Origin of the sequence: Sediminimonas qiaohouensis DSM 21189, assembly GCF_000423645.1 — a bacterium.
In the GTDB taxonomy this organism is placed as follows: domain Bacteria; phylum Pseudomonadota; class Alphaproteobacteria; order Rhodobacterales; family Rhodobacteraceae; genus Sediminimonas; species Sediminimonas qiaohouensis.
On record NZ_AUIJ01000001.1, the window covers coordinates 235670 to 260324 of the forward strand.

Sequence of the window (24655 nt, forward strand, 5' to 3'; positions counted from 1 at the left end):
AGCTTCGCGAGGCCAAAACAACCACAAATCGCGCCATCCGGTCAACGGTTTTGTTTTCGTTTATTTTCGCTTTTAACGCTAACACGAAAATATGACGGATTTTCAAAGCTCTCCTCGGTCTTTTCTGGAAGGCGGAATTGCCGCACATGACGAATATCGCGGTGATTTCTGGCAAATGCGCGCAGCGAAAACGGCGGCGCTCGCCGCGAAACGATCAGAATCGATCATCCGGGAACGCGCGGGCGGTTATCGTATGGCGGCGTGGAACGCGTGGCGCGCGCGGCCCTTGCTCTTGGAGGCATAGAGCGCGGCATCGGCATCGGCCAGCATCGTTTCGGCGTCGGGACGCGCATAGCCGGACGATAACGTGGTGCCCATGCTGGCGGAAATACGGCACTCGCGCCCGCGATAAAGGATCGGGCGGCTAAGCTGCGCGATCAGGCGGCGGGCCACGCGCGACAGGCGCGCCTTGTCCGACAGGCCGGGAAAAATCAGCACGAACTCGTCGCCGCCTACCCGCACGGCGGTGTCACGCTCGCGCGTGGCGTCGACCAGGATGCGCGCCACCTCCTGCAACACATAATCGCCGGCGGCATGGCCCAACGTGTCATTGACCGTCTTGAAATAGTCGAGATCCACCGCCATCAGCGCGAAATCGCGCCCCTTGGCGATCAGCCGCCCGATGACGTATTCCATCGCGCGGCGGTTCTTCAGCCCGGTCAGCGTGTCGGTAAACGCCTGTTCCTCGGCGGCGATCATCGCACCTTTCAGGCGTTGGTTGAGCTTGCGACTGGCCTCCATCGCGGCTGATTTCGCCTCGACCAGGTAGAGCATTTCGATGGTCATGTCGGTGGCGGCGAAATCCATATCCGTCAGGTCATAGGCCCGCACGGCATCCAACACCGAAATACCGAACGACAGGTTCACCAGCGCGCCGTCGCCCCACGGCGCGATCACCGCCTTGAGCGCGATATCCGGCGGCACGCGCGGATGCAGTTGAAGCTTGCCCCCCGGCGCGCGCAGCAACGCGGCGATGCTCAAAGCGTCGCGCGGGCGCGTCACCTCGAACAGATCGTTGAGGGCCCGGCCCTCGACCGCGCCCCCCGGGAACAGCTTGTGCAGGGTTGGGCCGGCGTGGCGGATGACGCCGCCGCCATCAAGGCGCAGGTGCATCGGACACAGCACATCCAACGCCTTGTCGGCGCACTGCTTGTCGCGCTCTGTCATCCCAGTGCCGCCCGCCCGCCAAGATCAAAGGCGCGCCCCTTTGAATAGGCCGATTCGATCAGCGTGATGTAGATAACTTCGCAATCGCCGGACGCCTCGCCATGTTCCAGCAGCACCAGCGCACCGCAATCATCCGCCAGCGCCCGCAGCACGCCCATCATGACATGGCCGAACCCGTGATGGGGGGACCGGCACACGAGGCTATAGAGGTTGGCCGCGTGCTCGCGCAGCTCAAGGCGGGGCAGCTCAAGATCCTCCACCGCCAGCCGCGCCCGGCCCGGCAGATCGTCGAGCGAATGCAGGAAATCGACGAACCCGACGCCGCCGAATCGCAAGAGCCGGCGCAGCGCCTCAAGGTTGGGATGCGACACGAGGTAGGTGCCGATATCCTCAAGAACCTCGTCGCGCGGCTTACCCAGGTGGTGCACGATGGCACCCAGGATATCCTCGGTCAGCTTGTCGTCATAGGTCAGCATCGGCTCGAACGAGCTAACCTCAAGCCCCGCGCGGCGGGTTACCTCGCGCCACGCGTCCGCGCCATAGCTGTCGCGTACAAACCCTTCGATCGCACGATTAACAAGCCCGTGCATGTGGCCCCCATTCGCCATTGCTGGATGACGCGCAGGATGGCGTGGCAAGCCTTAATATTTCTTCAACAGATTCAATTTTCAGGAACCAGGCCCTTCCCGCCCAGCTCGATCATGTTCAGACCGGCGGGGCGCACGCGAAAATCGCCGTCGAGCGCGCGCGCGATCGCCTCGGTCGTCAGCGACGCCGACAGGCCGGTGGTCACATCGCGCAGCCCGCCGGTGCGGCGCAGCCGGCCGGCGCGCAGCTCGACCGCGTGGGCGATGATCCGCGCCTCGCCCGCGCGCAGCAGCATCACCCCCTGCGGCAGGTCCAGGTGGCTGTTGAACCGCGCCATCACCAGGACGCAACCGGGGCGGCCATCGCCAAGCGTACGGCGGCATGCCTCAAGCGCCTGCCGCTGGTAAAACGGCGCCAGCCCGGCAAAGGCGCCTTGCGGCAGGACCTGATCCTCGGGGCGCAGGGGCACGGCGGCGGCCAGCGCGGCGGCGATGTCACCGCCATCCCCGGCAAGCCGCGCGTAGCCCTGCTGCGTGCGCGCCCGGCGCGCGTCCGCGATCCGGGTCAGCAGCGCGCCATGTTCGGGGTGGTCTTGCATCTGCGCCAACCGCTCCAGCCCCGCGTCACCGGGCCGGCCCCAGCGATGCGCCATCTCCCACAGCGCCAGATCGTCCAGCGGCGCGCGCCCATCCGCAAAGCGGCTGAGCTGGCTGGCAGTGGCGATCCGCTCGGCGTTCAGAAGCGGCGTCAACCACAGCACGCACAGCCCCGCCACCACCAGCGCCATCGCCACGTTGGCGCGGCGCACACGGTCCATCCAGTGATGCCGCCGCAGCACCGCCACCGCATACAGAATCGCATAGGCCATGATCACCGCCGCCGACAGCGCCGCCACCAGCCGGTCGGGCGTCCAGCCGTATTGCGCCACCCGCTGCCACAGCGCCCAGATCGCCACCGCCACCAGCAGCGGCAAAAGCACTGCCAACGCCTCGACCACGAGGCGCATCGCGCGGCCATGCACGGCGCGGCCATTGTCGCAATCGATCGCCACGCTAATCAGCGCGATCGCCGCCAGCGACATCGCCAGAAGCGTGCCCGCCACCGACAGATCCCCCAAAAGGCCCGATACCCCGCGCAGCGCGGCCGCGGCCAGGAACACCACCATCACCGCCAGGACGATCGGCGACAGCAGCCGTAGAAGGCGCAGCAAAAGGTGCGGCGACAGGTACTCGCGCAGCTCGTAGATCACCGCCAGCGCCAGGCCCAGGACAAGCCCGCTTAGCGCCGCGACGGCCCAATCCACCTCGATCAGGTCGGCGATGACGGTGATGCCGACCAGCCCCAGAACCGCGTCGGACAACAGCGCCACGCCCCAGAAGATCGCCACGAACAGCCACCCGGCAGCATAGCGCATGAGGATGGTCCAGGCCGCATCGAACAGCGCGGCATAGTCGCGCCACAGGCGCGGCGCCTCAAGGCAGGCGCTGGCAAACGGGGTGGCGATGAACAAATAGCCCGTAAACGCGGCCAGCAGGTGACCGCTGCGCAGCGCGGCCTCGACGGTATCGTAGCGCAGCGCCGCCCAACTGAGCAGGAGCGCGCCGGGCACCGCAAGGATCAGCGCGGCAAGCGCGGCGCGGGCGGGCCGCGCCGGCCCGGCCAGCGCCAGCGTCACGCCAAAGCCCCCGGCAACGGCCGCCGTGAGCAAGAGCGTCAGGCGCGGGTTGTCCAGCAGTTCGGGCAGCCTGTCGAACAGGAACCAGACCGACAGGCCCGCCACCACCCCGATCAACGCCATCGCGGCGCGGGTGCGGGTGATCGAGCGATCTCTGTCGCGGGGTGTGGCGCGGGCCATGGGCACCTCTTTGTGTCGCGGGGCGCGCGTGCCCCATGCCCCGGGGCGCGCGCAGTCGCCGCCACACTAGCGCGCCGCCCGCGTCCCGACCAGAGGGGATAAGCGGCGCGCGGCCATGCCGCGCAAAACGGTGTCTCGCCCGCCCGCCTCTGGCGGCCGGCTCGGGGAGCGGGTGGGGCGACGCGTTGCTGCGGGCGGGCGTGCAGGCGGGACGGGCGAATGCCTCCGGCGGGAGTATTTTGGGCAAGATGAAGGGCCGGGACGCTGTGCGCAGCGGCGCGCCACGGGGGCCGTACCGGCGTGGGGCCGCGGTGGCGCGCTCTGCCACGCGAAATCGAAGGGGGGGGGCAGCAGGCCGCCTGCGCTAGAAATCGGTGGGCGCGCCGCCTTCATGTTTGCGGCGAGCGACGAAATCGCTCAGTTCCTCGTGGATGGTGTCCTCCATTGGCGGCGGCTCAAACCCGGCGACGATGGCCTTGTAGACGTTATGCGCGCGCTCGGTCGTCCAGACCGCGCCGGCGGCCTCCCATGCCTCGTAGTTGCGCCAATCCGACAGGAACGGCTGATAGAACGCGTGGGTGTAGCGGTCCTGCGTGTGCTGGGTACCGAAGAAATGCCCGGTCGGGCCGACCTCGGCAACGGTGTCGACGGCCAGCGCCTCGGGGCTGGTGTCGCAGATCACCGGATCAAGGTAGCGCTGCACCTGCTGGAGCACCTCGCAATCCATCACGAATTTCTCGGGACTGGCGATCAGCCCGCCCTCGAGCCAGCCGGCGGCGTGGTAGATCATGTTGGAGCCCGATTGCACGCCCGCCCAGAGGCTGTTCATGCTTTCCCACATCGCCTGCGCGTCGGGCACGTTGGCCGCGCACACCCCTGACGAGCGCAGCGGCAAGCCGTAGAAGCGCGCCATCTGGCCGCTCATCTGGGTGGCGCGCATGTATTCGGGGGTGCCGAAGGCGGGTGCGCCGGTTTTCATGTCCACGTTGCTGGTGAAGGTGCCGATCGCGGTCGGCACGCCGGGGCGCATGTACTGCGCCAGCGCCACCGCGCTGAGGCTTTCGGCCAGCGATTGCGCCACTGCACCCGCCATCGTCACCGGCGCCATCGCGCCCGCCAGCGTGAAAGGCGTCACGATCAGGCCCTGCCCCCGCCGCGCCAGCCGCATCCAGCCGTCCAGCATCGGATGGTCATGCTTTAGCGGCGAGGTGGAGTTGATGTTGGTATACATGCGCGGGCTGGCGTCGAATTCATCGTGGCTGAGCCCGCCGGCGATGCGCACCATTTCCATCACGTCCTCGATCCGCTCGGGGCCCAGCGCGTAGGCATGCGCGACCTTGTCGGTCAGCGTCAACTTGTCATAGAGCACGTCGAGGTGGCGCACGCTGGCATGCACGTCCTGCGGCTCGGTCGGGTAGCCGCCGACGAAGTGGATGCAGTTGAAATACTGGCTGAGCTTTAGGAAATCGCGGCACATCTCGCGCGTGCCGGGCAGTTTCCGGCCCAGCGTCATGTCCCAGTAGTTCGGCGGGCTGGAGACGTTGCCGAACAGGATATGCCCCTCGCCCATGGTGATGCGGCGGGCGGGGTTGCGCGGCGTTATGGTCCAGCTTGCAGGCGCGCGGCCGACCATTTCCATCACGAAATCGCGGCCCATGCGCACGTTCTCGCCGCGCACGGTGCAGCCCGCCTTGCGCATGATCTCAAGCGCCTCGGGATTGAGGAACTCGATGCCGATCTCCTCAAGGATGCGCATGGCGGCGTCGTGGATCGCCTCTACCCCTTCGGGCGGCAGCGGCTCGGTCGGGGGGTCGGTGTTGATCGGGGGGTTCCAGGGGCTTTGCTCGATCACGGCGGTGCCGCGGCGGCTGGCGTTGCCCGCGCGCCCGCCGCTTCGTTTTCTGCGTGTCGGTTTGTCGGTCATTGCGCGTCTCCTGTTGCTGCGATCAGGAAACACGCCGTTGCGGGGCACGGGCGTGCCGGAATGCGACGGATCGCGTCGCATTCAGAACAGGGTGCGCCGTTTTACCCGCGCCGGGGCACGGGAATGTGGACGGCACGGACCTGCCCCGCACCGCGCCAAACGCCGGAAAATGTGGAAACGTCCCGGGTGCCCCGATCGCGCGTCAGCGCGCGGCGAGCTGCCCTTGATCGAGATGAAGCACCCGGTCCATCCGCGCGGCCAGATCGCGGTTATGCGTGGCGATCACCGCCGACAGGCCGGTGCCCTGCACCAGGTCCATCAGCGCCGCGAACACCGTGTCGGATGTTTCCGGATCGAGGTTGCCGGTCGGCTCGTCCGCCAGCAAAAGGCGCGGCCCGTTGGCCAGCGCCCGGCAGAACGCGACGCGCTGCTGCTCGCCGCCCGACAGGGCCGCGGGGCGGTGATCGGCGCGCGGCGCAACGCCGACCCGCCCCATCAGGTCGCGCGCGCGCTGCTCGGCCTGCTTGCGGCTTGCGCCGTTCACCAGTTGCGGCAGCACCACGTTTTCCAGCGCGCTGAATTCAGGCAGCAGGTGGTGGAACTGGTAGACGAAGCCCACGTCGCGCCGCCGCGCGATGGTACGGCGCCGATCACCCAGCCCGCCCATGTCCTGCCCGCCGATGCGCACCGTGCCGCTATCGGGCAGGTCCAGCAGCCCCGCGATATGCAGCAGCGTGGATTTGCCGGCCCCCGACGGCGCCACCAGCGCGACCACCTCGCCGCGCGCCACGCTGAGGCTGGCGCCCTGCAGCACCCGCACTTCGGCCGGCAGGCCCGCGTTGTAGGTCTTGGTCACATCCCGCAGGTCTAGAACCGCCTCACTCATAGCGCAGCGCCTCCACCGGGTTCATCCGTGCCGCGCGCCGGGCAGGAAAGATCGTCACGACGAACGACAGCCCCAGCGACAGCACCACCGCCGAGGCCACGTCGGCCAGCCTGAGCTGCGCCGGAAGCTGGTAAATGCCGCGCACCGCCGGATCCCAAACCCCGCCGCCCGCGATGTAATTGACGAAGGAAAACACCGGGTCGATATAGATCGCGAACAAACAGCCCAGCGCCACGCCCGCGGCGGTGCCGATCAGCCCGGTAAACGCGCCGCAGATAAAAAACACCCGCAGCACCGACCCCTCGGTCAGGCCCATGGTGCGCAGGATGCCGATATCGCGGCCCTTGTTCTTGACCAGCATGATCAGGCCAGAGACGATGTTCATCGCCGCGATCAGCACCAGGATCGACAGGATCACGAACATCACGTTGTCCTCTATATCCAGCGCCCGCAGGAACCCGCCGCTGGCGTCGCGCCAGCTCCAGACCTGCGTGCCCGGCCCGGCGGCCTCAAGCAGCGCGCGCTCGATCTGCTCGACCTGCTCGGGATGCTCAAGCATCACCTCAAGCTCATCGGCGAGGCCCTCGCGGTTGAAATAGGCCTGCGCCTCGTCGAACGGTAGGTAGACGCGCGTGCGGTCGATGTCATAGCGCCCGGCGGTAAAGATGTAAGTGACCTCGTAGGCCTTGATGCGCGGGCTGGTGCCAAAGGCGGTCTTGACCCCGTCGGGCGAGATCAGCCTGATTTGCTCGCCCACCCGCAGGCCCAGCTCGCGCGCCACGCCCGAGCCGATGGCGATGCCCTGGTCAAAGCGGCCGATATCGCCGCGCGCCTCTTCTGGGTCGGCGATGCGCGGGATGGTGCGCAGGTCTCGGGGCGCGATGCCGAACACCTCGACGCCCGCGTTGCGGCCCGACACGCTGGCCATCACCTGCCCCTTGATCAGGGGCGCAACGCGCGTCACGCCCGGCACATCGCGCACCCGCTCGGCCATCTCGCGGTAGTCCTCGATGGTGCGGTCCATGCGGCCGGTGACCTGGTTTACCTCGCCCATGGTGTAGACGGTGGCATGGGCGTTGGCGCCCAGGATGGTATCGACGAACTCTGCCCGGAACCCCGAGCGCACCGCCAGCGTCGCGATCAGGGCGAACACCGCCAGGGTGATGCCGATCAGGCTGATCCAGGTCATGACACTCACGCCGCCTTCGGCCCGGCGCGCGCGCAGGTAGCGCCATGCGATCATCCATTCGAAACCGGCAAAGGGAGCGGGAGTGGCTGCCACGGGGAAACCTCGGAGATTATTTTGGGCGGACCTTGGGCGCGGACACGCCCGGCGTCAAGCGAAAGGAGACGGTCAATGGTGGCGACGACAGCGCGTGGGCCAAAAGGGTCAGGGTCGGCCCGAAGGTCAGAGCAGCAATGCGGATACGCTCCGCCCGGCGACACCGCCGGGCAGCGCCTGCCTGCCCCGTCACGCCATAGGCTTGCCTCCGGCACGACGGCAGGCGCTGCCCTCTTATCGTGTCACGAGCGAAACGGTGCAGCGGCATTTTGGAGAGAAGCGCACGGGCGCCATTGAAATAGGCACAAGGTCAGGTTCGCGCCCGGCCCAGAGGGTGGACTCGGTTTAGCTTGGTGAATGGTTTACGCAAAACACCAGCGCTGTAGCCTGTTGTAACGTTGAACCAATCCGCGCCCGCCGTTTTGCCGAAGGCGAACCTTCGGCCTGACGGGGGCGGGGTCGGGCGCGAACCGGATCGCCGGGCGATCCGGGGGAAAAATTGTGAAGAGCGCGCCTATTGGATTCGGGCACCCAGCCATTCAAAACGGTTCGCACCATGGGCAAATCCTTGATACGACCCCAAAACCCTCTCGCGACCCCTCATAGCCACGTGTGGAACGAGCGGTTCGCCATCGGCTCCACCCCGCTGCCGGAGGAGAAATGCGGCGCGTAGATCTGCGCGATCCGCTCCACCGCCTGTTCGGGCGGCATTTCCTCGCTCTCGCCGGTGCGGCGGCTGGTCAGCTCGACCACCCCATTCTTCAGGCCCCTTGGCCCCACCGTGATCCGCCACGGCAGGCCGATCAGGTCCATCGTGGCGAACTTGCCGCCCGCGCGCTCGTCGCGGTCGTCATAGAGCGGGTCAAGGCCCAGCGCCTTGAGCGAGGAATAGATCGCTTCGGACGCGGCATCGGCCTCTTCGTCGCCCTGCTTGAGGTTGACGATCCCGCAATGGAACGGCGTCACCCCCTCGGGCCAGATGATGCCCTTGTCGTCATGGCTGGCCTCGATGATCGCGCCCAGAAGGCGGCTGACGCCGATGCCGTGGCTGCCCATGTGCACCGGAACCGGCTTGCCGTCGGGGCCTTGCACGGTGGCGCCCATCGGCTCGGAATACTTGGTGCCGAAGTAGAAGATCTGCCCCACCTCGATCCCGCGCGAGCGGCGCTGCCGCTCCTGCGGCACCTGCGCGAACAGGGCCTCGTCGTGGGTCTCGTCGGTGCGGGCATAGGGGGTCGTCCATTCCTTGACGATCGCCGCGCAGGCATCGCGGTCGTCGAAATCCACCTCCCGTTCGCCAAATTCAAGCGTGGTGATCGCGCTGTCGTAGAACACCTCCGACTCGCCAGTCTCGGCCAGCACCAGGAACTCGTGCGTGTCATCGCCGCCAATGGGGCCGCTGTCGGCGCGCATCGGGATCGCCTGCAGCCCCATCCGCTCGTAGGTGCGCAGGTAGCTGACCATGTGGCGGTTATAGGCGTGAATGGCGCTTTCGTAATCCAGATCGAAGTTGTAGCCGTCCTTCATGTAAAACTCGCGCCCCCGCATCACGCCAAAGCGCGGGCGGATCTCGTCGCGGAATTTCCACTGGATCTGATAGAGCGTCAGCGGCAGGTCCTTGTAGCTGCCCACATGGGCGCGAAATATATCCGTCACCAATTCCTCGGCGGTGGGGGTATACAGCATGTCGCGACCGTGGCGGTCTTTCATGCGCAGCATTTCCTCGCCGTAATCGTCGTAGCGGCCGCTCTCGCGCCAAAGGTCGGCCGATTGCAGCACCGGCATCTGGATCGGGATGTGCCCGGCGCGGGCCTGTTCCTCGTGCACGATGTTTTCCACCTTGCGCAGCACCTTGAAGCCCATCGGCAGCCACGAATAGATGCCGGCGGCGGCCTGCTTGATCATCCCCGCCCGCAGCATCAGCCGATGGCTGGCGATCTGCGCCTCCGACGGGGTTTCCTTGAGAACGGGCAGAAAATAGCGGGTCAGACGCATGTCTATGGCACCTTCGGTCAAATGCTGGTTTCCCTAGGGGAGTAACCCACCCCCACGCGCCTAGCAAGCAGTGACAGGCGCAAGCGGCCCGTGCCTGCCCATATCCGCGGGCAAACGCTCCCGCCCGGCGCCTGTCGGCCTATTCGGGCGGGAGCGTTTGCTGCTCAGGGCCGATTGATCCCCGCACAACCTGCGCTCTTGAAACCCCGCGCGCAACGCGCGATGAATGAGCGGCAAAACAAGGGGCGCGCATGGGGCTTCCGGTCAGGGATCAAATGAAATACTGGGGCGTCGCCGCGGCGGTGTTCATGGCCGTGCTGTGGTACCTGGGCGATGTCATCCTGCCCTTCGTTCTCGGCGCGGCGATCGCCTATTTCCTCGATCCCGTCGCCGACCGGCTCGAACGAATGGGCACCTCGCGCGGGGTGGCGACGACAATCATCACCTGCCTGGCGTTGCTGATCTTCATCGTCGCGGCGCTTCTGATTGTGCCGACGCTGGTGTCGCAGACCGCGTCGCTGATCAATATTGCGCCGCAACTGTTCCAGGATCTTCAGGGGTTCCTGACCTCGCGTTTCCCGGCGCTGGTCGATACCGATTCCACGCTGCATCAATCGCTTGTCTCGCTGGGCGAGACGATCCGCGACCAGGGCGGCAAGGTGCTCAATTCCGTCGTCAGCTCGGCCGCCTCGGTGATCAACATCCTGCTGCTGCTGGTGATCGTGCCTGTGGTGGCGTTCTACCTGCTTTATGACTGGGATCACATGGTCGCCCGCATCGACGAGATGCTGCCGCGCGATCATGCCCCGGTGATCCGCCAACTGGCGGGCGAGATCGACGCCACCCTGGCCAGCTTCATCCGTGGCATGGGCACGGTCAGCCTGATCCTGGGCACGTTCTACGCGGTGTCGCTGATGCTGGTGGGGTTGCAATTCGGGCTGGTAATCGGCGCGGTGGCCGGGCTGGTCACCTTCATCCCGTATGTCGGCGCGCTGGTTGGCGGGGCGCTGGCCATCGGGCTGGGCCTGTTCCAGTTCTGGGGCGACTGGATGACCATCGGCCTGATCGCGGGCATCTTCGTCGCGGGCCAAGTGGCCGAGGGCAATTTCCTGACGCCCAAGCTGGTCGGCTCTTCGGTGGGGCTGCATCCCGTGTGGCTGATCTTCGCGCTGTCGGTGTTCGGCTCGTTGTTCGGGTTCGTCGGGATGTTGGTGGCGGTGCCGCTGGCCGCCGCGCTGGGCGTGTTGGTGCGGTTCTTCATCGGGCAGTACCAGGGCAGCAGGCTCTATCGCGGGCTATCGGGACGGGACGAGGGCTGAAATGGCGCGACAACTGAGCTTTGAGCTGCCGGTGCGCGCGGCGCTGGGGCGCGAGGATTTCTTCGTCTCGCCCGCCAATGCCATGGCGGTGGCCCTGATCGAGGGCTGGCGCGACTGGCCGGGCCGCAAGCTGTCGCTGATCGGGCCGGCGGGCGCGGGCAAGACCCACCTTGCGCATGTCTGGGCCGCCGCCAGCGGTGCGCGGATCATCCCCGCCGCCGCGCTGGCGGGCGCCGACATTCCCGCGCTGGCCGCCACGCCCGTCGCGGTCGAAGACGTGCCGGACATCGCCGGCGACGCGGACGCCGAGGCGGCGCTGTTCCACCTGCACAACCTGGTGCTGGCCGAGGGGCATTCGCTGCTGCTAACCGCCGACCGCCCCGCCGGCCGCTGGGGTCTTGCCCTGCCCGACCTGGCCAGCCGCATGCAACAGGCGCAATCGGCCACGCTCGAGCCGCCCGACGACCGCCTTCTGGCGGCGCTGCTGGCCAAGCTGTTCGCCGACCGGCAGTTGAACCCCACCCCCGAGACCATCCCCTACCTGGTGGCGCGCATGGACCGCTCGTTCGACGGCGCGCGGCAACTGGTGGATGCGTTGGACCGCACCGCGCTGGCCCAGCAACGCCCGATCAACCGCAGGCTGGCCGCCGAGGTGCTGGCCGCGCAGGGCTGAGCAGGCGGCGGCGCGAAAGCGCGCCTCGATTCCCCGATTTGGCGAGCCATCGGACTCAAGTCATAGCGCAAGCTGGGCGGGCGCCTGCCCGTGGGTGGCGCTGCAACGACTGAGCGACGCGCTTTATCCTGCCGCATGCCTCCAAGATATCCACGGCAGCACACCACCACCAAAGCGCCAGCCCGCAGGGACGGGTCATGCTGAAAGCATGCCTGTGGCATGACCGCTCGCCCGGCGCCTGTCGGCGCTATTCGGGCGGACACGCCCCCCATTCAGACGCCCCCGCACAACAACGCCCCGCGGGCACTGGACAATTCGCGCCCCTGCCCCCAGACTCTGTTACCTCACTGTCACAGGATTAAATCACAAGCATTTCATGACACACGCGGATTTCCTCAAGGCCCCGTTCGACCCGCCCCAGGACCTGCCCGACCTGGACCTTTCCGGCCCGGCGCGATTCTATAACCGCGAACTGAGCTGGCTGGGCTTCAACTGGCGCGTCCTGGAAGAGGCCGACAACCCCCGCGTGCCGCTGCTGGAGCGGGTGCGCTTCCTGTCGATCTCGGCCACCAACCTGGACGAATTCTATACCGTGCGCGTTGCCGGCCTGCGCGAGCTGTCACAGGCGGGAAACACCACGCCCGCCGCCGATGGCCTGACCCCGGCCGAACAGATGGTTCTGATCAATGCCGATGCCCGCCGCCTGATGAAGGCGCAGCAACGCATCTTTTCCGACCTCAAGCGCGAATTGGACGCCGAGAACATCTCGATCCTCGACCGCTCGCAACTGAACGAGAAGGACAGGACCCACCTTGCCGACGTGTTTCTCAACCGCGTCTTTCCGGTGCTGTCGCCGCTGGCGATCGACCCGGCGCACCCGTTCCCGTTCATCCCCAACACCGGCTTTTGCCTGGCCCTGCAACTTGAGCGCCGCCACGACAAGCGCGCCCTGCGCGCGCTGCTGCCGATCCCCGCGCAGATCGACCGCTTCGTCACCCTGCCCGCGTCCGAAGGCACCTACCGGGTGCTGCCGCTCGAGGAATTGCTGCTGCTGCACCTCGACAGCCTGTTCCCCGGCTACGAGATGCGCGGCCACTGCGCCTTTCGCGTCCTGCGCGACAGCGACCTGGAAGTCGAGGAAGAAGCCGAGGACCTGGTGCGCGAGTTCGAAACCGCGCTCAAGCGGCGCAAGCGCGGCGAAGTCGTGCGCATGAAGATCAGCGCCGGCGCTCCCGAGGGCCTGACCCGTGTGATCATGGACGAGCTGCACGTCACCCCCGACGAGGTGGTCGAAGTGACCGGCATGATCGGCATCGCCGACGTCAAGGAACTGGTGCTGGATACCCGCGCCGATCTGCTGTGGCCCACCTTCACCCCGCGCGTGCCCGAACGCGTGCAGGACCACGACGGCGACATGTTCGCCGCGATCCGGCAAAAGGACATGCTGCTGCACCACCCGTACGAGACGTTCGACATGGTGGTGCGCTTCCTGCAACAGGCCGCGCGCGACCCCAACGTGGTGGCGATCAAGCAAACGCTCTATCGCACCTCGCGCCACTCGCCCATCGTCGAGGCCCTGTGCGAAGCCGCCGAGGACGGCAAATCCGTCACCGCCCTGGTCGAGCTGAAGGCCCGCTTCGACGAGGCCGCCAACATCCGCCAGTCGCGGCGCCTTGAACGGGCGGGCGCGCACGTGGTCTACGGGTTCCTGGACCTGAAAACCCACGCCAAGATCTCGACCGTGGTCCGGCGCGAGGGCGACAACCTTGTCACCTATACCCACTACGGCACCGGCAATTACCACCCCATCACGGCACGCATCTATACCGACCTGTCGCTGTTTACCTGCGATGCCAAGCTGGGCCGCGACGCCACCAAGGTAATGAACTACCTGTCCGGCTACGCACAGCCCGAGGGCCTGGAAAACCTGGCGATCTCGCCGATCTCGCTGAAGCAGCGCCTGCTGGACATGATCGAGGCCGAGATGGAGCACGCCCGCGCCGGCCGTCCGGCGGTGATCTGGGCCAAGATGAATGCCCTGATCGACGCGCAGGTGATCGACGCCCTCTATGCCGCCAGCCAGGCCGGCGTCAGGATCAGCCTCGTGGTGCGCGGCATCTGCGGGTTGCGCCCCGGCGTCGCGGGCCTGTCGGAAAACATCCGCGTCAAATCCATCGTCGGCCGGTTCCTGGAGCATTCGCGCATCGTGTGCTTTGGCAACGGCCACGGCCTGCCGCACCGCAAGGCCCGCGTCTACATCAGCTCGGCCGACTGGATGGGCCGCAACCTCAACCGCCGGGTGGAGACGCTGGTCGAGATCGAGAACCCCACCGTCAAGGCCCAGATCGTCAGCCAGATCATGGCGGCCAACATGGCCGACGTGGCGCAAAGCTGGGTGATGTCGCCCGATGGCACCTTCTCGCGCGCCGAGGTGCCCGAGGGCACCTTCGCCTTCAACTGCCACCGCTTCTTCATGGAATACCCCTCGCTGTCGGGGCGCGGCTCGGCCGGGGCGGGCGACGTGCCGCAACTGACCCACACCGAGGACTGATGCCGCGCCATTTCGGCGCAGGCCCGCGGCATCGGCGCATCGGGGCATCGGGGCGATTGACCTTGTGCCCCGCCCTGTCGCATTGTGCGCGCGGGTCACCAGAAGGACAAATGGAATGGATGGCACGCCAGACCCCGAGGCGCATGATTGGGGGCCTTTCGGGCGCCCGCTGTTCAACGACGCCTCGTCGCGCGCGCTGGCCCGCGTGGGGGTGGTCGATGTCGGCTCCAACTCGGTGCGGCTGATGGTGTTCGACGGCGCCGCGCGCAGCCCGGCGTATTTCTACAACGAAAAGATAATGTGTGCGCTTGGCGCCGGCATGTCCGAAACCGGCCGCCTGAACCCCAAGGGGCGCCAACGCGCGCTGGCCGCGATGCGCCGGTTTCGCCACCTGGCCGACGGCATGGGCATCTCACCGCTGACCGCCGTCGCCACCGCCGCCGTGCGCGAGGCCGAAGACGGCCCCGATTTCCGCGCCGAGGTCGAATCCGAAACCGGCATCCGCCTGTGGGTCATCGACGGCGAGGAAGAGGCCCGCCTGTCGGCGCAAGGCGTGTTGCTGGGCTGGCCCGGCTCTTATGGGCTGGTGTGCGACATGGGCGGCTCGTCGATGGAACTGGCCGAGATCGCCGGCGGCCGCGTCGGCCGGCGCATCACCTCGCAACTGGGGCCGCTGAAGCTCAGCGGAATCAAGGGCGGCAAGAAGGGGCGCAAGGCCTTCATCAAGGACACCCTGGCCGAGCTGTCCGACTACATGGGGCCCCAGAAAAACCGCCTGTTCCTGGTTGGCGGGTCATGGCGCGCCATCGCCCGCATCGACATGGAGCGACGCGGCTACCCCCTGCACGTGCTGCACGAATACCGCATGAGCGCCCGCGCGATTCGCGACACCGTCAAATACATCGCCGCCAACGACCCCGACGATCTGCGCGCCCGCGCGGGCGTTTCCAGCAGCCGCATGTCGCTGGTGCCGCTGGCGGCCGAGGTGCTCAAGCAGGTGGTCAAGGCATTCCACCCCCGCGACATCGCCATCAGCAGCTATGGCATCCGCGAGGGGATGCTGTACGAGCAGATGCCCCAACGCCTGCGCGACCGCGATCCGCTGATCGAGGCGTGCCATTACGCCGAAAGCAAGGACGCCCGCCTGCCGGGGTTCGGCAAGACGCTCTATAATTTCATCCTGCCGCTGTTCAAATCCGTCCCCGAAGAGCGCAAGCGCATCATCAAGGCCGCCTGCCTGCTGCACGACGTCAGTTGGCGCGCCCACCCCGACTACCGCGCCGAGGATTGCTTTGACAACGCCACCCGCGCCAACCTGGGCGGGCTGAAACACGCCGAGCGGGTGTTTCTGGGGCTGGCCCTGCTGCACCGCTATACCAACAAGCGCGGCAACACGCGGTTCGACCCGCTGCTATCGCTGATCGACGATCAGACCTTGCAGCAGGCCGAGGTCCTGGGCAAGGCGATGCGCTTTGGCGCGATGCTGTGGCCGCACAAGGACGCGCGGCTTGGCGAGATCCGCTGGTTCCCCAAGAAGAAAGAGCTGGAGCTGCGCCTCACCCCCGAGGTCGAGCCGCTGTTCGGCGAGGTCGCGCAAACCCGCTTTCAATCCCTCGCCGGGGCGCTGGGCGCAAAAACCCGCGTCATCCCCCCACGCGCCGGGGGCAAGAAACCCAAGAAGTGACAGGGGACCACCCCGCGCGAAATAGCGCACGAAGGGCGCCGCGCATCGCCGGGCCGCCCGTCGCCCCAAAGGGGCGCCGCCCAACATCGGCACGCCTCCGGCGTGACGGCACGGCGATTTGGCTGCAGCCTGCGCAACGCTCCAGGGCTCTTCGGATTTGGCTGTCATAAAGTGCCCCGCACCAGCGTAGGATCGCCGCACCGCGGCCCGTCGATGCGCGGCGCCTCAACCGGTCGTCAACCCAAACACCCCCGCCTACAGCTCGATCTCGCCGCCCGGCTCCGGCGGCCCGGGCTGGGGCTCGGTATCAGGCTTGCGGCGCAGGATGATATCGCCATTGGGCAGCATCTCGGGCGGGTAATAGTTGGTGATGTCCTCGACCTTGCCCAGCAAATCGGCCAGCGCCGGCCCCATCTCGTGCAGGAACTCGCGCATCGCCGGGGTCATCTCGCCGGCCAGGTCGCGCAGGTTTTCCATCGCCGGGTCCACCTCGTCCATGAGGCCCCGCAGGAACAGGCGCGCGCCTTCCTCCATCAGGGAATAGCCATCGCCGGGGCCCTCGCCCTCAGGCGGCGCGTCCTGATCCTCCGCCACCGCTGGCATCGCCACCAGGCACAGCACCGAAAGCAATTTCAACGCGTGTTTCATGGCCCCATCCTAATGCATTTTCGCCCTTGGGTGTATCGCTTTCTCCCCCGCTTCTCCCTGCCCTCGCAGGCACGCCAGACCCATCCGCTCACAGGTCCAGATCAACCGTCACCGGGAAATGATCCGACGCCGTCAACAGCGCATCGCGCAGCTCCGGCACCCACCAGCACCCCGGATCATCGAACGGATGCCAGATGCGCCAACCATGCGCGTGCGGCCGCAGATCGGGCGAGACCAGGATATAATCCAGCAGCGCCGACAGGTAACGCTCGCCGGGCTCGCTGCCATTGCGCGACTGCGGCGCCAGCAGGAACCGCGCCGAAACCGGGATCGCGCCAAGACGATGCCGCAGCGCCCAACGCGCATGCGGATCATGCAGCACCTTGCCCGGCGCATCGCCCATCACGATCTCCAGCGTCGAGCGCCCGAACAGCCCCTCGAACTCGTCCAGCCCCGGACCATCGTTCAAATCGCCCATCACGATCAGCGGCTCGCCGCGCTCCAGTTCCTCGTCGATGCGCCGCCGCAGCCAGATCGCCTGCGCCAGTTGCTTGCGCCGGTTGGCGATCGACAGGCGCATGATCTGATCATCGTTGGTAGCCCCGTGCGGCGCCTTGGATTTCAGATGCACGCCGATCACGCGGAACCGCGCGCCGCTCTCCTTCACCTGTACCGCCAGTTCCAGCGGCGGCTTTGAAAACCGCACCTGCTCGGCGCTCGCGTCGATATCCAGATCGATCCGAAACACCCCGTCGAACCGCGGCACCCCCTCTTGCTCGCGCGCGCTCTCGGGCGGTCCATGCGGCTCATGCCGCACCGATACAACGTCCGGATCGTATAACAGCGCGATTTCCTGTTGCGTGTCGTTGCGAAAGCCAATCACCGCCCGCCGCGCCCGCAGATCAAAGAACTTGGCGAAGTTTTCCAACGAGCGAACGGTCTTGCGGTCGGTATTGTGGTTGGGCGCCTCGACCACCAGGATCATGTCGGAGTCAATCGCCGTGAACACGATGCCCAGCCCGCCCAGTTGCTGCCCTCGCGTCACCCCCCGCCGCGCCGAGGGCTGCGCGTCGTCCTGCGGCACGCCGTCGTCATCGAAAAGCGCGTTGAACCATTCCACGTTATATGTGGCAATCCGCATCAGGCCGCCTCGCCCGCGATTTCCTCCCACGCGCGGTTGATGTCGATCATGCGCCGCTCGGCCATCTTGACGGCCTCCTGCGGCACTCCCCGCGCCGCCAGCGCATCGGGATGCGTCTCGCGGACCATGCGCTTCCATGCGCGGCGCACCTCATCGAGGGGCGTGTCGGGGCTCACGCCCAGGATGACATAGGGGTCGGGCGTGGCATCGGGCACGAACCGGCTTCGGATCGCGCGAAACTCGGCCTCGGGCAGTTCCAGGATCTCGGCCACCCGGCGCAAGAAGGCATCCTCGGCGGGGTGGTAGCTGCCATCGGCCATCGCGATGTGAAACAGCCCCTCCATCAGGTCGCACAGGCAATCCTGCCCGTCGCGGAACATGGCGCGGATCTTGCGGGCGTATTCCTCGTACCCGGCCACGTCCTGCCGCGCCAGGTTGAACACCCGCGCCGCGCCCGCCTCGTCCTGCGGGGCGATGATAAACACCTCGCGCATGGCGCTCACCTCGTTGCGGGTGACCTGCCCGTCGGCCTTGGCCATCTTCGCGCTCAGCGCGATCACCGCGATGGTAAACGCCACCGACCGTTCCGGCGCGCCGCCCACGCGCAGCCGGTCAAACACAACGCTCAGCCCCTCGCCCTTGCGCAGGGCCGACAGCGCGTCGGAAATGCGTGTCCAGATTGACATGGGACTATCCTAACCTTTCGCGTGCACCCTGTCAGTGCGACATCACAGAAACTTCTGCAGCACAACCAGATCCATCCAGCGGCCAAACTTGCGTCCCACCTGCGGCAGCCGTGCAACCTTGGCAAAGCCCACAGCCTCGTGAAACGCAACGCCTGCGGGGTTTTCCGCGCTGACCCCCGCGATCATCGAATGAACCCCCGCCGCGCGGGCATGATCGCACAGCGCCGCCATCAGGGCCCGGCCCACACCGCGCCCGCGCGCGGCCTCGGACAGGATGATCGAATGCTCCATCGTGTGGGCATAGCCCGGCCCCTTGCGAAACTGTCCGTAGGTGGCAAAGCCCAGAACCGCGCCCGCCTCCCCCTCGGCCAGCAGAAAGGCGCGCCCTTCGATGCGGCACGCCTCGAACTCGGCCGCCAGCCCCGCAGGTGTCTTGAGCGTGGTGGTAAAGGTCGTCGCGCTATCGCGGATCAGCGGGTTCCAGATCTCCGCAACCGCCCCGGCATCACACGCCCGCGCGGCCCTTATGCGCATGTCAGGTTCCTCATGCCAGATGCCTGCGCCCGTTCGGCGTGTCGAACTCGGCCACCAGCTCTGCCGCCGGGCCGTCCTGCACCACGACGCGCGCATCGTTCACCAGCGGCGACAGCGCGGTGCGCAGATCGCCACCCCGCGGATGCGACAGCACTAACCGGTTCAGCCGGCACCCTGATGGCTCCAGCCGCTCCGCCGGATGCCCCGGCCCCTGCCATTGCATCAACGCCGGGAAACAGCCGCCAAACGGCACGGTCCCGTCGCTCGGAACCGCCATGTGCCACCGCAGGTCGCCCCGCTCCAGCGCCACGGGCGCGCCGCTGCCCTCCGGGCTACGCTCCAGCGCCGCGTCCAAATCCTCGCAGCGACCGATCCAGTTCGACAGGCACGGCGCCCCGGCGAACCGGTCCAGATCGAACCACCGCGCGCATTTCGGCACCGGCGCTTTTGGGTCAACCGCGATCACCTCAAGGTACAGGCCATCCTCCAGCCCCAGCAACATGTTATGCGTGCCATACCGCGCATGCGCGCCGCCGGGCTGCAATGTCACGCCCAGCGCCTCCTCGACATGCGCGCGCCCCGCCTCCAGCGTCTCGGCCGCCACCGCCAGGTGATCCAGATCCACCATGCCCGTGCTCCTTTTCCCAATTCAACATACCCGGTGCCGGGGGGCGATGAAAGCCTCGATCGGCCGTTGATCAACCCGGTTGAGACGCCGCGCATTGGCGCCAATCCTCAACACCCATAACAGACCGCTCATCCCCAGCCCGCGCAATTCCCGCCCCCGCACCGCTTCTTCTGGCTAAAAATATCCTCGGGGGGTGTGGGGGGCAGACAGCCCCCCGCCCCGGCCTCAGCCGCGCGCCGCGCGGATCAGCTTCAGGATATCCTGCGCCGCCTCGGGGATGTTGGTGCCGGGGCCGAAGATGGCCTTCACCCCCGCCTTTGTCAGGAACTCGTAATCCTGCTGCGGGATCACGCCGCCGCAGATCACGATGATATCGCCCGCATCGCGCGCCTTCAGCGCCTCGATAAGCTGCGGCGCCAGGGTCTTGTGCCCGGCGGCCTGGCTGGAGATGCCGATCACGTGCACATCGTTGTCGATGGCGTCCTGCGCGGCCTCTTCGGGCGTCTGAAACAGCGGCCCCACGTCCACGTCGAACCCGATATCGGCGAATGCCGTGGCGATCACCTTGGCGCCGCGGTCGTGCCCGTCCTGCCCCATCTTGACCACCAGCATACGCGGGCGCCGGCCCTCTTCCTCGGCGAAATCCTCGACCGATTTCTGGATCGCGGCGAACCCCTCGTCGCCCTCGTAGGCAGCGCCGTAGACGCCCGCCAGCGTCTTGACCTCGGCGCGGTGGCGGCCGAACACCTTTTCCATGGCCATGCTGATCTCTCCTACGGTTGCGCGGGTGCGCGCGGCCTCGACCGCGGCCTCCAGCAGGTTACCGCCCTCGCGCGCGCGGCGGGTCAACTCGTCCAGCGCGGCGGTGCACGCGTCCTCGTCGCGTTCGGCGCGGATACGCTCCAGCGCACGCACCTGACCGTCGCGCACCTTGGCGTTGTCGATATCCAGGATATCGATCGGGTCCTCTGTTTCCTTGCGGTACTTGTTGACCCCAACGATCACCTCGTCGCCGCGGTCGATCATCGCCTGCCGGGTGGCGGCGGTTTCCTCGATGCGCAGCTTGGGCATGCCGCTGGCCACGGCCTTGGTCATGCCGCCCATCTGCTCGACCTCTTCCATCAGCTCCCACGCCTTCTCGGCCAGGTCATGGGTCAGCCGCTCCACGTAATACGACCCTGCCAGCGGATCGACCACGTTGGTCACGCCGGTTTCCTCCTGCAAGATCAACTGCGTGTTGCGCGCGATGCGGGCGCTGAAATCCGTGGGCAGCGCGATCGCCTCGTCCAGTGCGTTGGTGTGCAGCGACTGCGTGCCGCCCAGAACCGCGCTCATCGCCTCGTAGGCGGTGCGGATCACGTTGTTGTAGGGGTCTTGCTCCTGCAAGCTGACACCGCTGGTCTGGCAATGGGTGCGCAGCATCTTTGATCGGTCCTCCTGCGCGCCGAACTCGGTCATGATGCGGTGCCACAACAGCCGCGCCGCGCGCAGCTTGGCCGCCTCCATGAAGAAATTCATGCCGATGGCGAAAAAGAACGACAGCCGCCCGGCGAACTTGTCCACGTCCATGCCCGCCTCGATCGCGGCCTTCACGTATTCGCGCCCGTCCGCCAGCGTATAGGCCAGCTCCTGCACCAGGTTCGCGCCAGCCTCCTGCATGTGGTAACCCGAGATCGAGATCGAGTTGAAGCGCGGCATCTCGGTGCTGGTGAACTCGATGATATCGCTGATGATCCGCATGCTTGGCTCGGGCGGATAGATATAGGTGTTGCGCACCATGAATTCCTTCAGAATATCATTCTGAATGGTGCCCGACAGGACCGACTTGTCGTGGCCCTGCTCCTCGCCGGTGACGATGAAACTGGCCAGGATCGGGATCACCGCGCCGTTCATCGTCATCGACACGCTGACCTTGTCCAGCGGGATCTGATCGAACAGGATCTTCATGTCCTCGACGCTGTCGATTGCCACACCCGCCTTGCCGACGTCGCCGACCACGCGCTCGTGATCGCTGTCATAGCCGCGATGCGTGGCCAGGTCGAACGCCACGCTGACGCCTTGCTGCCCCGCCGCCAGCGCCCGGCGGTAAAAGGCGTTGCTTTCCTCGGCGGTGGAGAACCCCGCGTATTGCCGGATCGTCCAGGGCCGCCCGGCATACATGGTGGCGCGCGGGCCGCGCGTGAACGGGGCAAACCCCGGCAGGCTGCCCAGGTGCGGCAGACCCTCGACATCCTCGGCGGTATAAAGCGGCTGAACCTCGATCCCTTCCAAGGTTTTCCACGTCAGCGCCTCCAGCGGCCTGCCGCGGAGCTCTTTCTCGGCGCGGGCGCGCCAGTCATCCCTTGTGTCGCTCATCGTGCTGGTCCTTTCATCTGTGCGCGCGCGCCTTCACGCGGCGCAAAAATCTTTGGGGGCGGGCGCGAATGGCCATTCGCATTCGCGGTCAAACCTCCTATATCTGCGGAGGAAGGAGGGGCCATGAAATCTGCATTCAGCCTTGTCGCCGCGTTATTCGTCATTTTGTCAATCGCACCCGCACTGGCGGTCGAGGAGGATGGCGGGGATAGCCCCGAAATGCCCCTGATGGAAGCGGGCGACATCACGCTTGAACAGTTCAAATGGGAAAACCGCCTGATCGTGGTGTTCGCCGACAGCCCGCTCGACCCGAGCTTCAGGCAACAGATGGAAAAGCTGCGCGAAGACGTCCCCGCCCTCCTGGTCCGCGACGTGGTGGTTCTGACCGATACCAACCCCGAGGGAAAATCATCGCTGCGCCAGAAACTGCGCCCACGCGGTTTCGGGCTGGTGCTGATCGGCAAGGACGGACAGGTCAAGCTGCGCAAACCCGCACCCTGGGACATGCGCGAGATTTCCCGCAGCATCGACAAGTGGCCGATCCGCCAGCAGGAAATCCGCGAGGATCTGGGCAAGGACTGACCGCCGCGGCGCCGCGGCGACCAGTCGAGTGCTGCTGTCGCGTCTGCCAGTATCATCGCGTCATTCGAACTCCATGATCACGTCATCCACGCCCAGGCTGTCGCCGGCGCCGGCGTTGATCTTCGCCACCACGCCGCGGCGCTCGGCGCGCAGGATGTTCTCCATCTTCATCGCCTCCACGGTGCACAGGGCCTGGCCCTCCTGCACCTCGTCGCCCTCGGCCACGTCAACCTTCACGATCAGGCCGGGCATCGGGCACAGCAACAGCTTCGAGGTATCCGCCGCCTCCTTCTCGGGCATCAGGGCTGCCAGCTCCGCCTGGCGCGGCGTGCGCACGTGGCATTTCAGGTCCGCGCCGCGCGTGCGCAGGTGGAACCCGCCCGATATTTTCCCGACCTTCAGCACCAGCGGCGCACCGTCCACGTCCAGCACCGCCAGCGGGTTGCCGGGGGTCCAGTCGCTTGCTACGCGCATCTGCGTGCCATCCTCGAAATTGACACTGGCGCCCTCGTGGTCGGCGTCGATGCTCACGGCAAACCGCTCCCCCTGAAGCGTCACCACCCAGTCGCGCCCGACATGGCGCTCGTGGTTGTCCATGCGCCCCGAAATGCGCGCGCGCCGGATCTCGCCCACCCGGTGCATCGCCGCCGCCGCCGCCGCGATCCGGCGCAGATCGTCCTCGGGCAAGGTAACGCCGTTGAACCCGTCGGGGTATTCCTCGGCGATGAAGGCGGTGGTCATCTCGCCCGCGACGAACTTGGGGTGATCCATCACCGCGCTGAGGAACGGCAGGTTGTGGCCGATCCCCTCCACCTCGAAACTATCCAGCGCGACGCGCATTTCCTCGATCGCCTGCGCACGGGTCGGCGCCCATGTGCACAGCTTGGCGATCATCGGATCGTAATACATGGAAATCTCGCCGCCCTCAAAGACGCCGGTATCGTTGCGCACCTTGGCGGTGTCGCTGACCGTCTCCTGCGGCGGGCGATAGCGCGTCAGCCGCCCGATCGACGGCAGGAACCCGCGATACGGGTCTTCGGCGTAAAGGCGGCTCTCAATCGCCCAGCCATTGAGCGCGATATCCTCTTGCGTGAACGGCAGCTTCTCACCCGCCGCCACACGGATCATCTGCTCGACCAGGTCCACGCCGGTAATCAGTTCGGTCACAGGATGCTCAACCTGCAACCGCGTGTTCATCTCCAAAAAGTAGAAATTCTTGTCGCCATCGACGATGAACTCCACCGTGCCCGCGCTCGCGTAATCCACCGCATGCGCCAGCGCCAGCGCCTGCTCGCCCATCGCCTTGCGGGTGTCCGCGTCAAGGAACGGGCTCGGCGCCTCCTCGATCACCTTTTGATTGCGCCGCTGGATCGAGCATTCGCGCTCGTGCAGGTAAACGCCGCCGCCGTGGCTGTCGCACAGCACCTGGATCTCGATATGGCGGGGTTGGGTGACGAACTTCTCGATGAATATGCGGTCATCGCCGAACGATGACGCCGCCTCGTTCTTCGAACTCTGGAACCCCTCGCGCGCCTCGTCGTCGTCCCACGCGATGCGCATGCCCTTGCCGCCGCCGCCAGCCGATGCCTTGATCATCACCGGGTAACCGATCTCGCGACTGATCTTGACCGCCTCCTCGGCGTCCTCGATCAGGCCCATCACGCCCGGCACGGTGCTGACGCCCGCCTCCTGCGCCAGCTTTTTCGACGTGATCTTGTCGCCCATCGCCTCGATCGCGCCCTTGGGCGGCCCGACAAAGGCCACGCCCTCGGCCTCCAGCGCCTCGGCGAACTTGGGGTTTTCCGACAAGAAGCCATAGCCGGGATGCACCGCCTCTGCGCCGGTGTCGCGGATCGCCTTCATGACGTTGTCGATCACGATATAGGACTGGTTCGCGGGCGCCGGGCCGATATGCACCGCCTCGTCGGCCATCCGCACATGCAGGGCATCCCGATCGGCATCGGAATAGATCGCGACGGTCTTGATGCCCATGTTGCGGGCGGATTTGATAACCCGGCAGGCGATCTCGCCCCGGTTCGCGATCAGGATTTTCTTGAACATCTTGCCCCTCTTCCTTTCCTTACCCTGCAACGGCGC

The 24655-nt window shown here is 66.6% G+C and carries 19 protein-coding genes; 5 read left to right on the forward strand and 14 right to left on the reverse strand.

Translation table 11 applies throughout. The features are described from left to right. Window positions 1-246: 246 nt before the first annotated feature. The 7 genes from G568_RS0101130 to proS all read right to left on the reverse strand — a co-directional run bounded on the left by G568_RS0101130 (window position 247) and on the right by proS (window position 9757). Window positions 247-1227, reverse strand: a complete 981-nt coding sequence (locus tag G568_RS0101130; protein ID WP_026756316.1) for a GGDEF domain-containing protein — start codon at window positions 1225-1227, stop codon at window positions 247-249. Then, the gene (locus G568_RS0101135; RefSeq protein WP_026756317.1) at window positions 1224-1817 is read right to left on the reverse strand and encodes a heme NO-binding domain-containing protein; all 594 of its coding nucleotides are present in this window, start codon (window positions 1815-1817) and stop codon (window positions 1224-1226) included. Before G568_RS0101135 ends, G568_RS0101130 begins: the two co-directional genes overlap by 4 nt. A gap of 71 nt (window positions 1818-1888) precedes the next feature. Continuing rightward, window positions 1889-3670: a DUF4153 domain-containing protein gene (locus G568_RS0101140; RefSeq protein ID WP_026756318.1), complete on the reverse strand. Its 1782-nt coding sequence runs from the start codon at window positions 3668-3670 to the stop codon at window positions 1889-1891. A gap of 364 nt (window positions 3671-4034) precedes the next feature. Continuing rightward, entirely contained in the window at window positions 4035-5594 is a 1560-nt protein-coding gene (locus G568_RS0101145; RefSeq protein WP_026756319.1) for a trimethylamine methyltransferase family protein, read from the reverse strand. A gap of 202 nt (window positions 5595-5796) precedes the next feature. After that, entirely contained in the window at window positions 5797-6480 is a 684-nt protein-coding gene (locus G568_RS0101150; protein WP_026756320.1) for an ABC transporter ATP-binding protein, read from the reverse strand. Further along, entirely contained in the window at window positions 6473-7762 is a 1290-nt protein-coding gene (locus G568_RS0101155; protein WP_026756321.1) for a lipoprotein-releasing ABC transporter permease subunit, read from the reverse strand. The genes G568_RS0101150 and G568_RS0101155 overlap by 8 nt, the downstream gene beginning before the upstream one ends. A gap of 600 nt (window positions 7763-8362) precedes the next feature. Next, window positions 8363-9757 carry a proline--tRNA ligase gene (proS, locus tag G568_RS0101160; protein ID WP_026756322.1) on the reverse strand — a complete coding sequence of 465 codons (1395 nt, stop codon included), beginning with the start codon at window positions 9755-9757 and terminating at the stop codon, window positions 8363-8365. A 251-nt stretch (window positions 9758-10008) separates the two neighbouring features. Here proS and G568_RS0101165 point away from each other — a divergent pair, with 251 nt between their 5' ends. The 4 genes from G568_RS0101165 to G568_RS17950 all read left to right on the forward strand — a co-directional run bounded on the left by G568_RS0101165 (window position 10009) and on the right by G568_RS17950 (window position 15984). After that, window positions 10009-11076, forward strand: a complete 1068-nt coding sequence (locus G568_RS0101165) for an AI-2E family transporter (RefSeq protein WP_026756323.1) — start codon at window positions 10009-10011, stop codon at window positions 11074-11076. 1 nt (window position 11077) lies between these two features. Continuing rightward, window positions 11078-11749, forward strand: coding sequence for a P-loop NTPase family protein (locus G568_RS0101170; RefSeq protein WP_026756324.1), 672 nt, complete (start codon window positions 11078-11080; stop codon window positions 11747-11749). A gap of 376 nt (window positions 11750-12125) precedes the next feature. Further along, the gene (locus tag G568_RS0101175) at window positions 12126-14300 is read left to right on the forward strand and encodes an RNA degradosome polyphosphate kinase (RefSeq protein WP_026756325.1); all 2175 of its coding nucleotides are present in this window, start codon (window positions 12126-12128) and stop codon (window positions 14298-14300) included. A 115-nt stretch (window positions 14301-14415) separates the two neighbouring features. After that, window positions 14416-15984: a Ppx/GppA family phosphatase gene (locus tag G568_RS17950; RefSeq protein WP_037373447.1), complete on the forward strand. Its 1569-nt coding sequence runs from the start codon at window positions 14416-14418 to the stop codon at window positions 15982-15984. Window positions 15985-16239: 255 nt separating this feature from the next. Here the strand turns inward: G568_RS17950 and G568_RS0101185 are convergent, their stop codons facing one another. The 6 genes from G568_RS0101185 to scpA form a co-directional block, all read right to left on the reverse strand. Beyond that, complete coding sequence (locus G568_RS0101185) at window positions 16240-16632, reverse strand: hypothetical protein (protein ID WP_026756326.1); 393 nt, start codon at window positions 16630-16632, stop codon at window positions 16240-16242. A gap of 88 nt (window positions 16633-16720) precedes the next feature. Next, a complete protein-coding gene (locus tag G568_RS0101190; RefSeq protein ID WP_026756327.1) occupies window positions 16721-17773 on the reverse strand; it encodes an endonuclease/exonuclease/phosphatase family protein in 1053 nt (350 codons plus the stop codon). Continuing rightward, window positions 17773-18459, reverse strand: a complete 687-nt coding sequence (locus G568_RS0101195) for a molecular chaperone DjiA (protein WP_026756328.1) — start codon at window positions 18457-18459, stop codon at window positions 17773-17775. The genes G568_RS0101190 and G568_RS0101195 overlap by 1 nt, the downstream gene beginning before the upstream one ends. A 42-nt stretch (window positions 18460-18501) precedes the next feature. Continuing rightward, window positions 18502-18993 (reverse strand): GNAT family N-acetyltransferase, encoded by a 492-nt coding sequence (locus G568_RS0101200; protein WP_026756329.1) that lies wholly within the window; start codon window positions 18991-18993, stop codon window positions 18502-18504. A 10-nt stretch (window positions 18994-19003) separates the two neighbouring features. Then, window positions 19004-19621, reverse strand: a complete 618-nt coding sequence (locus tag G568_RS0101205; protein WP_026756330.1) for a VOC family protein — start codon at window positions 19619-19621, stop codon at window positions 19004-19006. Between the two features lie 225 nt (window positions 19622-19846). Then, the gene (gene scpA, locus G568_RS0101210; RefSeq protein ID WP_026756331.1) at window positions 19847-21976 is read right to left on the reverse strand and encodes a methylmalonyl-CoA mutase; all 2130 of its coding nucleotides are present in this window, start codon (window positions 21974-21976) and stop codon (window positions 19847-19849) included. 123 nt (window positions 21977-22099) lie between these two features. Here scpA and G568_RS0101215 point away from each other — a divergent pair, with 123 nt between their 5' ends. Continuing rightward, a complete protein-coding gene (locus tag G568_RS0101215) occupies window positions 22100-22558 on the forward strand; it encodes a DUF4174 domain-containing protein (RefSeq protein WP_026756332.1) in 459 nt (152 codons plus the stop codon). A gap of 60 nt (window positions 22559-22618) precedes the next feature. Here the strand turns inward: G568_RS0101215 and G568_RS0101220 are convergent, their stop codons facing one another. Continuing rightward, window positions 22619-24619 carry an acetyl-CoA carboxylase biotin carboxylase subunit gene (locus tag G568_RS0101220; RefSeq protein ID WP_026756333.1) on the reverse strand — a complete coding sequence of 667 codons (2001 nt, stop codon included), beginning with the start codon at window positions 24617-24619 and terminating at the stop codon, window positions 22619-22621. Between the last annotated feature and the right edge of the window lie 36 nt (window positions 24620-24655).

What these genes read in the sequence shown, in the direction of transcription:
- G568_RS0101205 (WP_026756330.1), bottom strand. Translation starts at nt 19,621, where the DNA reads ATGGTGGATCTGGATCACCTGGCGGTGGCGGCCGAGACGCTGGAGGCG.
- G568_RS0101185 (WP_026756326.1), bottom strand. Translation starts at nt 16,632, where the DNA reads ATGAAACACGCGTTGAAATTGCTTTCGGTGCTGTGCCTGGTGGCGATG.
- G568_RS0101170 (WP_026756324.1), top strand. Translation starts at nt 11,078, where the DNA reads ATGGCGCGACAACTGAGCTTTGAGCTGCCGGTGCGCGCGGCGCTGGGG.
- G568_RS0101165 (WP_026756323.1), top strand. Translation starts at nt 10,009, where the DNA reads ATGGGGCTTCCGGTCAGGGATCAAATGAAATACTGGGGCGTCGCCGCG.
- proS (WP_026756322.1), bottom strand. Translation starts at nt 9,757, where the DNA reads ATGCGTCTGACCCGCTATTTTCTGCCCGTTCTCAAGGAAACCCCGTCG.
- scpA (WP_026756331.1), bottom strand. Translation starts at nt 21,976, where the DNA reads ATGAGCGACACAAGGGATGACTGGCGCGCCCGCGCCGAGAAAGAGCTC.
- G568_RS0101215 (WP_026756332.1), top strand. Translation starts at nt 22,100, where the DNA reads ATGAAATCTGCATTCAGCCTTGTCGCCGCGTTATTCGTCATTTTGTCA.
- G568_RS0101140 (WP_026756318.1), bottom strand. Translation starts at nt 3,670, where the DNA reads ATGGCCCGCGCCACACCCCGCGACAGAGATCGCTCGATCACCCGCACC.
- G568_RS0101190 (WP_026756327.1), bottom strand. Translation starts at nt 17,773, where the DNA reads ATGCGGATTGCCACATATAACGTGGAATGGTTCAACGCGCTTTTCGAT.
- G568_RS0101150 (WP_026756320.1), bottom strand. Translation starts at nt 6,480, where the DNA reads ATGAGTGAGGCGGTTCTAGACCTGCGGGATGTGACCAAGACCTACAAC.
- G568_RS0101145 (WP_026756319.1), bottom strand. Translation starts at nt 5,594, where the DNA reads ATGACCGACAAACCGACACGCAGAAAACGAAGCGGCGGGCGCGCGGGC.
- G568_RS0101175 (WP_026756325.1), top strand. Translation starts at nt 12,126, where the DNA reads ATGACACACGCGGATTTCCTCAAGGCCCCGTTCGACCCGCCCCAGGAC.
- G568_RS0101135 (WP_026756317.1), bottom strand. Translation starts at nt 1,817, where the DNA reads ATGCACGGGCTTGTTAATCGTGCGATCGAAGGGTTTGTACGCGACAGC.
- G568_RS0101220 (WP_026756333.1), bottom strand. Translation starts at nt 24,619, where the DNA reads ATGTTCAAGAAAATCCTGATCGCGAACCGGGGCGAGATCGCCTGCCGG.
- G568_RS17950 (WP_037373447.1), top strand. Translation starts at nt 14,416, where the DNA reads ATGGATGGCACGCCAGACCCCGAGGCGCATGATTGGGGGCCTTTCGGG.
- G568_RS0101200 (WP_026756329.1), bottom strand. Translation starts at nt 18,993, where the DNA reads ATGCGCATAAGGGCCGCGCGGGCGTGTGATGCCGGGGCGGTTGCGGAG.
- G568_RS0101130 (WP_026756316.1), bottom strand. Translation starts at nt 1,227, where the DNA reads ATGACAGAGCGCGACAAGCAGTGCGCCGACAAGGCGTTGGATGTGCTG.
- G568_RS0101195 (WP_026756328.1), bottom strand. Translation starts at nt 18,459, where the DNA reads ATGTCAATCTGGACACGCATTTCCGACGCGCTGTCGGCCCTGCGCAAG.